The organism is Sphingomonas sp. OV641 (assembly GCF_900109205.1).
In the GTDB taxonomy this organism is placed as follows: domain Bacteria; phylum Pseudomonadota; class Alphaproteobacteria; order Sphingomonadales; family Sphingomonadaceae; genus Sphingomonas.
This window is the reverse complement of sequence record NZ_FNZB01000019.1, coordinates 1-10,056: the sequence shown is the minus strand read 5'-3', so window position 1 is coordinate 10,056 and position 10,056 is coordinate 1. Positions and strand designations below refer to the sequence as shown.

At 64.6% G+C, this 10,056-nt stretch carries 11 protein-coding genes; 10 read left to right on the top strand and 1 reads right to left on the bottom strand.

Annotation, left to right across the window (positions count from 1 at the left end; translation table 11 throughout):
• Positions 1-113 precede the first annotated feature (113 nt).
• The 9 genes from BMX36_RS20920 to BMX36_RS20880 all read left to right on the top strand — a co-directional run bounded on the left by BMX36_RS20920 (position 114) and on the right by BMX36_RS20880 (position 8,155).
• A complete protein-coding gene (locus BMX36_RS20920; RefSeq protein ID WP_093068500.1) occupies positions 114-1,532 on the top strand; it encodes an ISNCY family transposase in 1,419 nt (472 codons plus the stop codon).
• 177 nt (positions 1,533-1,709) lie between these two features.
• Entirely contained in the window at positions 1,710-2,537 is an 828-nt protein-coding gene (locus BMX36_RS20915; protein WP_093068498.1) for a universal stress protein, read from the top strand.
• Between the two features lie 17 nt (positions 2,538-2,554).
• Complete coding sequence (locus tag BMX36_RS20910) at positions 2,555-3,199, top strand: LysE family translocator (RefSeq protein WP_093068495.1); 645 nt, start codon at positions 2,555-2,557, stop codon at positions 3,197-3,199.
• 94 nt (positions 3,200-3,293) lie between these two features.
• Positions 3,294-3,971, top strand: coding sequence for an NAD(P)H-dependent oxidoreductase (locus BMX36_RS20905; protein WP_218142228.1), 678 nt, complete (start codon positions 3,294-3,296; stop codon positions 3,969-3,971).
• Positions 3,972-4,319: 348 nt separating this feature from the next.
• Positions 4,320-5,129: a universal stress protein gene (locus BMX36_RS20900; protein WP_093068489.1), complete on the top strand. Its 810-nt coding sequence runs from the start codon at positions 4,320-4,322 to the stop codon at positions 5,127-5,129.
• 63 nt (positions 5,130-5,192) lie between these two features.
• Positions 5,193-5,633, top strand: coding sequence for a potassium channel family protein (locus tag BMX36_RS20895; RefSeq protein ID WP_093068486.1), 441 nt, complete (start codon positions 5,193-5,195; stop codon positions 5,631-5,633).
• A complete protein-coding gene (locus BMX36_RS20890; protein WP_342453545.1) occupies positions 5,630-7,126 on the top strand; it encodes a PAS domain-containing sensor histidine kinase in 1,497 nt (498 codons plus the stop codon). Before BMX36_RS20895 ends, BMX36_RS20890 begins: the two co-directional genes overlap by 4 nt.
• Positions 7,123-7,755 carry a response regulator transcription factor gene (locus BMX36_RS20885; RefSeq protein WP_093068481.1) on the top strand — a complete coding sequence of 211 codons (633 nt, stop codon included), beginning with the start codon at positions 7,123-7,125 and terminating at the stop codon, positions 7,753-7,755. The genes BMX36_RS20890 and BMX36_RS20885 overlap by 4 nt, the downstream gene beginning before the upstream one ends.
• Positions 7,756-7,789: 34 nt before the next feature.
• Positions 7,790-8,155, top strand: a complete 366-nt coding sequence (locus BMX36_RS20880; protein WP_093068478.1) for a response regulator — start codon at positions 7,790-7,792, stop codon at positions 8,153-8,155.
• A 57-nt stretch (positions 8,156-8,212) separates the two neighbouring features.
• Here BMX36_RS20880 and BMX36_RS20875 read toward each other — a convergent pair whose 3' ends face one another.
• Positions 8,213-8,695 (bottom strand): Hsp20/alpha crystallin family protein, encoded by a 483-nt coding sequence (locus tag BMX36_RS20875; protein ID WP_093068475.1) that lies wholly within the window; start codon positions 8,693-8,695, stop codon positions 8,213-8,215.
• A gap of 148 nt (positions 8,696-8,843) precedes the next feature.
• On the opposite strand from BMX36_RS20875, the gene BMX36_RS20870 reads away from it, so the two are divergent.
• Positions 8,844-9,812: a L,D-transpeptidase family protein gene (locus tag BMX36_RS20870; protein ID WP_093068473.1), complete on the top strand. Its 969-nt coding sequence runs from the start codon at positions 8,844-8,846 to the stop codon at positions 9,810-9,812.
• Positions 9,813-10,056 lie beyond the last annotated feature (244 nt).

The window sequence follows — 10,056 nt, the reverse complement described above, 5'->3', positions numbered from 1 at the left end:
TGTAAGCGCTAAGTACAAATGGCACCAGCCCGCTAGATAGAAATGGCACTCTGCGGTGCTATCGGCGGGTCGCCGGTGTCATAGCCGTTCTTGGCAACGAGGACGCGCATTGTATGACGGTGCTGGCGATGAGTGCTGCTGAGATCACCCGCTTCGACACGCTGATGCGGCTCGACCGCGGCGAGATCCGGGTCGCGGACGCGATGGAGCTGCTCGGCCTTGCAAGGCGGCAGGTGTACCGGCTGCTGGGCCGCCTGCGACAGGACGGCGCCAGCGGTATGGTATCGCGCAAGCGAGGACGCCCGAGCAACCGACGCTACAGCGACGCCTTTCGCGCCGAGGTGGTCACGCTGGTGCGCGAGCACTACGCCGATTTCGGACCGACGCTGGCGCGCGAGTACCTTGCTGAGCGCCACGGCATCGGGCTGTCGTGCGAGACCCTGCGGCGCATCATGATGGAGGCCGGGCTGTGGCAGGACCGTGCGGCCAAGCGCCCTCGCCCGTATCAGCCGCGCTATCGGCGCGACTGCCGCGGCGAGCTCGTCCAGGTCGACGGCTCCAAGCACTGGTGGTTCGAGGGCCGCGGTCCGCAATGCACGCTGCTCGTCTTCATCGACGATGCCACCAGCGAGCTGATGCACCTCGAGATGGTCGAGAGCGAGAGCACCTTCTCCTACATGCGCGCGACGCGAACCTACCTTGAGCGGCACGGCAAGCCAGTAGCCTTCTACACCGACAAGCACAGCGCCTTCCGCAACAACACGGCCTCGGCGAAAGGGGACGGCATGACCCACCTCGGCCGGGCGTTGGATCGGCTCAACATCGAGCTGATCTGCGCGAACTCGCCGCAGGCGAAGGGACGCGTCGAGCGGGTCAATGCGACGCTGCAGGACCGTCTCGTCAAGGCGATGCGGCTACAGCGCATCTCCACCATCGACCAAGCCAACGCCTTCCTCCCCTCCTACATGGCGCAGCACAATCGTCGGTTCGCCATGGCACCGTTCGACCCGCGCGATCTACACCGGCCGCTGGCCATCCACGAAGACCTGGAAGCGGAGATGGTCTGGCGCGAGCAGCGCACCGTCACCGGTGCCCTCACCTTGCACTACAACAAGGCCATGTTCATCCTGGAGCCCTCCCCTGCGGCGCAGGCGCTCGCGCGCAAGAAGGTGGACGTGTGCGAGTACCCCGATGGCCGCCTCGAGATCCAGCACGAGGGCACGGTCCTGCCCTATCGCATGTTCGACAAGATGCGCCGGGTGAACCAGGCTGCTGTGGTCGACAACAAGCATCTCGACGCCGCGCTGGCGCTGGCGCGCACCATCCAGCAGGCTCAGCCGCACCATGCCAAGCGCAACAACAACGAGCCGGCGCGGACCGCCCAACCCGTCGGCATCTTCAAGGCACCCTCCCCGGCTTCATCCGGTCAGAAGCTGGACCGTCGCACGCTGGGCAACAGCAGGCTCAAGCGTGGTCATCGCCTCTCCAACGAGGAGCTGGTTGCTCGCGGCCTCGGCGAGTACGCCCGCTAGCGTTCGCTGTCATTCACCTGCGGACGTCCATGGAACGTCCCCTGCCGCTTCACGAAGGACACGCTTAACACCAAGGCCAAGTGATCATGATGGCGGTGGCATCTGAGCCTAGTACGTATAACTACGAAGCGCTGACTTGCTTTCTTCAGCGCAGGATCGTGCCGAGGAGATCGACGCATGATCAAGAGTATTCTAGCCGTGGTGGACAACGGTTCCGCCGCATCTTCCTTCCTGAAAGCAGCCGTGGCGTACGCCGAGGCACATGACGCGACGCTCGAGGTCGCCGTGCTGACCCCCGCGCCGATGGCATCGCCCGCGCTCGCGCCCTTTGGAGCTTTGTACGTACCGGAGGTCGTGCTGATGGGAGAGGACGCTGCGAACGTCGCAGCCGTTGAGACGTGCCTCGCTGGAGCGGAGTGCCTGACTCAGGTCTTTGGCTTCCACGACGACGTCGCCTGGCTCGCGGGAGACCTGCGACGCAGCCGCCAGGTGGCCGACATTATCATGATGGGCGCGGTGGAGACTTGGACGACTCCGTGGCTGAGGCGTCGCGTCGCCCAGACGCTCATCCGCGCGAGCGGCACACCGCTATTGATTCTTCCAAAGAGCGGCTATTTCGAGCGCGTGACCCGCGCCGTCCTCGGCTGGAAGGCTTCGCCGGAGGCGACGCGCGCCATGCATGCCCTCACGCAGTTCGCCGTTCCGGGTGCGACGATCGACGTCGTGACGGTCGGCGAAACGCTTATGCAGTGCGAGCGCGACCACGACGCGCACGCCGAGGTGAAGCGGCATCTCGAACGGCACGCCTTCAAGGCGGAAGGGCACTGGATCGTGAACGACAGGAAGGTCGAGGCCGAGACGCTCGCCATCTACGCCAAGGAGAAGCGAGCGGACCTGATCGCGATTGGCGGCTTCGCTCACTCACGCATGCGCGACATCCTGCTGGGCGGTGTGACGCGCGATATCGTCGAGCACACCGATCGACCCGTGCTCATCGTCGGCTAGATGCCGGAGCGCGGGCGATGTCGGTTGCAAGCCTGTTTGGCGGCAGCGTCGAGGCAGCGACCTTCCTGCGCTTCACAGGCACCGCGCTGCTGATCGAGCTCACGCCGGGGCCGAACATGGGCTATCTCGCCATTGTCTCGGGGCAACAGGGACAACGCGCAGGACTGATCGCCTGCGTCGGCGTGGCGCTCGGATTGTCGTTCTACCTGGTGCTGTCATTGCTCGGGATCGCCGAAGGGGTCCTCGAGCACCGCTTCCTGTACGAGGCACTGCGCTGGGCGGGCATCGCGTACATGCTCTGGCTCGCGAGGGACGCCTGGCGATCGAAGATGTCCCGAGACCCTGTGGACGTGGGCGACGATGCGGCGCTCCTTGCTCGCGGCCTGCTGACGAACTTGCTCAACGTGAAGGCCGCCATATTCTATGTTGCCCTTCTGCCCGCGTTCCTCGACCTAGAGCGTGGACAGCTTTGGAAGCAGGCCACCGTACTCGGCGGCACCCACATCGCCATCGCCACGACCGTGCACGTCACGATCGTTCTTCTCGCCGCTGGCACGGGCCGGGCAGGCACGGCCCGGCTGCCCCTGATCGGCAAGGCTTACGCTATCGGTCTCGTCGCAGTGGCGATCTGGTTGGCTTGGAGCACTCGGGCTTCCCGCTGATCGGTCGGCTTCAGCCCGCTTATGTATAAGTACGCATAGTCCGCCGCGTCGCCGAGGAGGAGACTGCCCTGCGCAATCTAGTCGGGGGCAGATGATGGACGGCCTAGTCACTACGGGCAGAGCACGAGGCGAGCAGATCAGGCCCTCGCACCTTATCGTTTATGCCAACCCCTCTCCCCACAGCTTCGATCGGGCTGTCGTCGACGCCTACCGCTCGAGCGCGCTTGAGCATGGTCACGGCGTCGTGGTCCGGGACCTCTATGAGCTCGGCTTCGACCCGGTGCTCCGCGCCGACGAACGTCCGAGCACTGCCGGCTGGACACCGCGTGCCGACGTCATGGAGGAGCTGGTTCATCTGCGCTCGGCGGACGTCCTCGTGCTCGTCTATCCCATCTGGTACGGTCTGCCTCCTGCCATCCTGAAGGGCTACGTCGACCGCGTGCTCGGCGCGGGCTACTCGTTCCGCGACCTTCACGATCAGAAGGGGCAGCTTCCGCTCGCCGGCAAGCCGCTGGTCTCGTTCAGCACCTCCGGTCTTCCCCTCTCCTGGCTCAGCGAGAAGGGCCAGGTGCTCTCGCTGCGAGAGATCTTCGACGTCTACCTGTGGCGCGGGTTCGGCATGAAGCAGAGCGACCACGTCATGATCGAGAACATCGTGCCGAACATGTGCGCCGCTCACGCTGCCGCACAGCTCGAGCGTGTGCGTGCGACGGCTGCAAGGACGTGCGCCATGCTCGACGGCTCACTGCTTTCCGAGGTGTTCGAGTCATGACGACTGAGAATCCGCCCGCGGTCTTCGCGAACACCAACCCGGACGCGCTCGAGCGCGCCTACTTGAGACGGCGAGCCTTCCAGGAGGTTGGCATGGCGATCGGCGCTGACGACCCCGCCGCCAGGATCCCTCATGACGAACTGGCACAGGCATACTGCCTTAAGTGTCGCGCGATCCGTGATCCGGCCGAGTGCGAGGTGTGCGCGCTTGAGCCGCTTTGTCGGCGCGCCGCGAAGAACTTCGCAGAACGGCCAAACCACGATGAGGATTATTCTCCGGGAAAACCCGCATATCGGCGGCAGATTTCGCCTTCTACCGTCTCCTTGCACCTAGCCGAGGAGACCTGCGATGAAGAACGTCCTTCTACTGATCCACGATGACGAAGGTCAGGAGGCGCGTTTTCAGGCCGCGCTCGAGGTGGCACGAGCTCTCAACGGACACGTGACGTGCCTCGACCTGACGGTCATTCCGGAATACGTCGGTCACTACGCAGCGATCGGCGAGGCCGGCATGCTGCTTACCGCAGACCACGACGCCGAGCAGCGCCACGGCCGGCGTATGCGGATCCGCATGGAGAACGAGGACGTGCCGTTCGACTGGCTCGAGCAGACGGGCTTCCTCGCGCAGACGATCGAAGGAAGGGCCCGGCTTACCGATCTCATCGTGCTTAGCACCGACGACGCCAGGGAAATGTACCCTTATATGACCCACGTGCTGGGCGACGTGCTGGTGCATACCGGCAAGCCGGTCCTCGCCATGCCGCCGAGCGTGCGCAGACTTGATGTCGGGGGCAGCGCGCTGGTGGCCTGGGACGGCTCGCAGGACGCGGAGGCGGCTCTGGCGGCGGCCCTTCCCCTGCTCCAGCACGCCAGTTCCGTCACGATTTTCTATGTCGACGACGGTTCGCTCGCCACGACCGCCGAAGATGCAGCGTGCTACCTCTCCCGACACGGCGTTCGCAGCACGGTCAGAAGCGAGCCCGTCGGTTACGACCAAGTCGGCGAGTGGCTGATCTGCGAAGCAGCCGGGCGCGGCTACGACTACATCGTCATGGGCGGCTTCGGCCATGCGCGGACCATGGAGGCAATCTTCGGCGGCGTGACACGCAAGATGCTGAAGGACTGCCAGGTCCCGATGCTGCTCGTGCACCGGCGTTGATCAAGCACGTCTACGGGATTCCCCGGATGGCTCACGCGCCATCGTCGTGGGATCTCGTAGGTCATGGAACTGATCCTGGAGCTTGCGACCGCGACCGCCCTGGTCGCCGCCACCTGCACCCTGCATCTGCTAGGGATAGGCGGGCTGATGGTGCTCCTGAACCGCAGGCGTCATTCCGATCGGGCCGACCTGGTGCGGCAGGCCGTCGCCATCGGCGTCGCCGCAGCCGCGCTCTTCCTGCTGCACTCCGCCGAGATCTGGCTATACGCCGCCTTCTACCTGATGGTGGATGCGCTGCCCACCGCGGAGGCATGCCTGTACTTTTCAACGGCTTCCTACACCACGGTCGGCTACGGCGACGTCGTTCTCGGCGCTGACTGGCGCGTCCTCGGCGCCATCGAGAGCGCGAACGGCATTATCCTGCTGGGCTGGTCAACCGCCTTCTTCGTCGCCATCGTAGGCCGCATCCGCTGGCTCGAGACCGAGATGAAGGCCGGACGATGAGCATGACGTCGGCAGCCCCGTCGCCGGAGCAGATCGAAGACATTGCGCTGTTCGTGGCCAGCGTCAGCGATCGCGCGCTGCTGCTCGCCACCCCAGACCTGACCGTATCCTACTGGAACCAAGGGGCCGAACGACTCTTCGGCCTTCGCGCGGATGAGGCCCTTGGCCGCCGCCTCGACGAGTTCTGGCCTGCGGCCGGACAGTACGTCGCCCTCAGCAAAGCCTCCGCGACACGGCGCACCGAGGACTGGTGCAATCGCGCAGACGGATCCGAGTTCATCGCCGACATCACGCTAGCGCCCATACAGGCGCTCGACGGTCGTCCCCGTGGTTTCGGCCTGTCGATCGTGGATGTGACCGGGAAGCGTGCGGCGGAGCGCATGATCACGGAAAGCGAAGCGCACATGCGCTCCGTACTGGCGACGGTGCCGGACGCCATGGTCGTGATCGACGAGCGGGGGCTGATCCAATCCTTCAGCGCAGCGGCCGAGCGCCTGTTCGGCTTCACCGAGGCGGAGATCCTCGGCCGCAACGTCAACCTCCTCATGCCCGGAGATCACCGCGCCCGACATGACGGCTACCTGCAACGGTACATGGAAACCGGGGAGCGTCGGATCATCGGCATCGGCCGCGTCGTCGTGGGCCGGCGCCGGGACGGTACCGAGTTCCCGATGGAGCTGTCGGTCGGCGAAGCACGGAGCGCTGCGGGGCGCATCTTCACCGGCTTCATCCGCGACCTGACCGCGCGTCAGCGTGCCGAACTGCGGTTGAAGGAGTTGCAAGCCGAACTCATCCACGTTTCCCGGCTGAGCGCGATGGGAACGATGGCCTCCACGCTTGCTCATGAGATAAACCAGCCCCTGACCGCCATCGCGAACTACCTCGAAGCCGCAAATGATCTGGTCAGCGAAGACGAGCGTGAGACCGATCTCCTCCGCGAAGCCGTAAGCGAGGCAGCGAAGGAGTCGCTCAGAGCAGGCCTGATCGTGCGTCGACTGCGCGACTTTGTGGGCCGCGGGGAGGCACAACGCGCCATCGAACCGCTCGCGGAACTCATCACGGACGCCATGCAGCTCGGCCTCATCGGTGCGCGCGAGCGCGGCGTGCGCAGCTTCGTCGACCTCGATCCCTCGGCCGACCGCGTGCTTGTGGATCGGGTTCAGATCCAGCAGGTACTCGTCAATCTGCTCCGCAACGCGGTTGAGGCGCTTCGCGGTGGGCAGGCGTGCGACATCACCGTCAGCACGCGCCGGGAAGACGATGCGGTCCGCATTTCGGTCGCCGATACCGGCGTCGGCATCGATCCCGAGATCGCGCCTCGCCTCTTTCAGGCATTCGCGTCGGGGAAGAAGAACGGCATGGGGCTGGGCCTTTCCATCTGTCGCACGATCGTCGAGGCGCATGGCGGTCGCATCCAGGCCGAGCCTCGCAGCGGAGGCGGCACGATCATCTCGTTCACTCTCCCGGCCGCCGACATGGAGACGGAGCAATGACCGAGCGCCGACTGGTGCATGTCGTGGACGACGAGGAGCCCGTGCGGCGGTCGCTGACCTTCCTGCTGCGAACCTCGGGCTTCGACGTGAGGGTCCACGAGACCGGCACAGCGTTCCTCAAGACCCTTCGTGAGGCGCCGCCGGGCTGCATCCTTCTCGACATCCGCATGCCCGAGATGGACGGCCTGGAAGTGCAGCGGGAACTCAGCCGGCGGGGCGTGACGCTGCCGATCATCGTCTTGACGGGGCACGGCGACGTACCGATCGCGGTAGCGGCTATGAAAGCCGGGGCTGTCGAATTCCTTGAGAAGCCGTTCGAGAAGGCGATGCTTCTCGCCGCACTCGAGATCGGCTTCGCTAGGCTGGATCACGGGCATCAAGCGATGGACGCCGCCAGAGAGGCAGCGGTTGTGATCGCCCGCCTCACGCCACGCGAGCAAGAGGTGCTCGAAGGGCTGGCCGCCGGCCTGCCGAACAAGACCATCGCCTACGACCTCGGCATTTCGCCCCGGACGGTGGAGGTTCACCGGGCGAACATTATGGCCAAGCTGGAGGTCCGCAGCTTCTCAGCCGCGCTCCGGCTCGCCTTCGCCGCCGGTCTCGGCGCAGATGACCGGAACTCTACGTAGGGCGCCGCTCGAGCCATCGCGCTAGCCTTATTCTATGAACGACCAGCCACCCACCAGGACCGTGATTGTCGTCGAGGACGACGACTCTGTCCGTCGCTCCATGCAGCTTCTGCTCCACTGGCAGGGCTTCGACGTGCGATCGTACCCCAACGTAGCTCGTGTCCTTAGCGGCGAGGATATCGACACTGCGCGTATCCTCGTCGCGGACTACCGGCTGCCAGATGGCGATGGCATAGGCGTGCTCACCGCCCTCAGAAAGCGCGGCTGGCACGGTCGCGCTTTCATGATCACCGGTCACCACACCCCGGATCTGGAGCGCGCGGCGCTGAGCTGCGGATATGTGGCCGTGCTACAAAAACCGCTGAGGCATCACGAGCTGCTCGGTCTCTTAGGCCGGTAGGCCTGACGCACTAACCAGACGAAGTGCCCGTCGCGCGAAGCGGCGACGGGCAGTCGATCAATCTTTCTTGACCTCCACACGCCGCACCCGACTGGCGGCATGCTCATCCTTGCGCAGATTGATGGTCAGCACACCCTTCTTGATGCGCGCCTCGACGTGCGCCGGGTCCGCGTCGTCGGGCAGCCGCACGTCGCGCGCGAAGCACCCGTAGCGACGTTCGCTGAGAAGCGTGCCGCCGATCTGACGATCTTCTTCGTGCCGCTTCTCGCCGGAGATCGTCAGCACGCCGTTGGCGAGCGTAACCTCGATATCGTCGTCCTTCATGCCAGGCAGCTCTGCCGTGATGCGATAGGTGTCGTCGTTCTCGATCATATCCAGCGCAAGCGGCGGTGCGACCTCCGAGGTCATCGTGGCGTCGGGTTTACCCACGATGTCGAAGAGGCGATCGACTTCGCTTCGCAGCCAATGGAAGGGATCGCCGTCGATCGCTGCGTGCTTGATCGGTTGGGGCGGCTCGTTGGCGCCGGCGACTGCGCGCATGTCGGTCACTCTTTCTCTCCTCGATAAAGATTTGCGCCGCTAAGCGGCTTGTCGGCGATACCGCTCGAGATTTGAGCTCGACATCGGGGAACATACGGATGGGGATCCGGTGCTACCTCGAGGATGATACGCGCAGAGGAGTTCTGCCGTGCAACTCGGACGCGACCAACGACTTCGCCTGCTTATCGGGACGTTCGGGCTGCTGCTGTTGCCCATGCTGCTCGCGATCTCTCCCGCACATGCGGGTGGGCTAGACGAGAGAAGCACGGTGCAGCGCATGGTCGAGGCGCTGAGGCCTGGCGAGTTCCTCTGGGCGCCTCAGGTCTCGCCTGTCGGTCCCATGCTGCTGGTCGTCAATCTTAGAACGCAGCGGGCTGCGCTTTACCGCAACGGGATACCGATCGGGATCTCCACCGTGTCGACGGGTCGACGTGGTCACGAGACGCCCGCCGGGATTTATGCGGTTCTTCAGAAAAAGGTCTCGCATCGCTCGTCCCTGTATGACGATGCGCCGATGCCTTTTATGCAGCGTCTGACTTGGGACGGGGTCGCGCTCCATGGCGGAACCGTGCCGGGCTACCCGGCGTCGCACGGGTGCATCCGCCTGCCACCAGCGTTCGCGAGGCTGATCTTTCGAGAGACGAAGATCGGGATGCTGGTGGTCGTGACACGCCTCGCGACGATGCCAACGATGGCGCTCACGGGAGCGGCCCCGCTAATGACCAAGTCCGGGGAAGGCTTGAAGATGCAGTGGACGAACGTGATCGGCGTCAGCCCTCTCTCGATAGTTGTTAGCACGACGGATCAGGAGGTGCGGGTTATACGTCGTGGCCGAGAGATAGGTGCGGCGCGAGCGATCATCCACACCGACATCAGAACACCGACCGTCTATCAACTTCAGTCGAAAGGAACATGGCTCCGTATGCCACTACCGGGCCAGGATGCTAAGACACAGCAAGCAATCGACGCCAACGATATCGAGGTTGACCCTCTGTTTCGCGAGCGCGTACTCGCAGCAAGCGCTCCTGGCACAACCATTGTGATTACGCCAGACCGCCTTCGGCCGATACTCTCCACTGCGCAAGCACTCACTCAAAGCGATGATGCACCAAATTAGAAGTAGAATAACCTTTTAAGGGCTGCCAAGCGCCAGCACAGAAGTGTTGCATCTCGGTCGTCCTTCAAAGGCGTGACCGAGCCCACTGCTGGCGCAGCGGGTCCGAGGGCGCAAGAGCCGACAAGGCAGCGCCACAGCGGGGGCAGCGCTGCGCTGCTTGGGGGGCTCCACGCTGCCCCCGCTGCCACGAGGCGGTGTCATTTCTATCTGGCGGAGAATGTGTCTTTTCTAACTGGCGGCAACA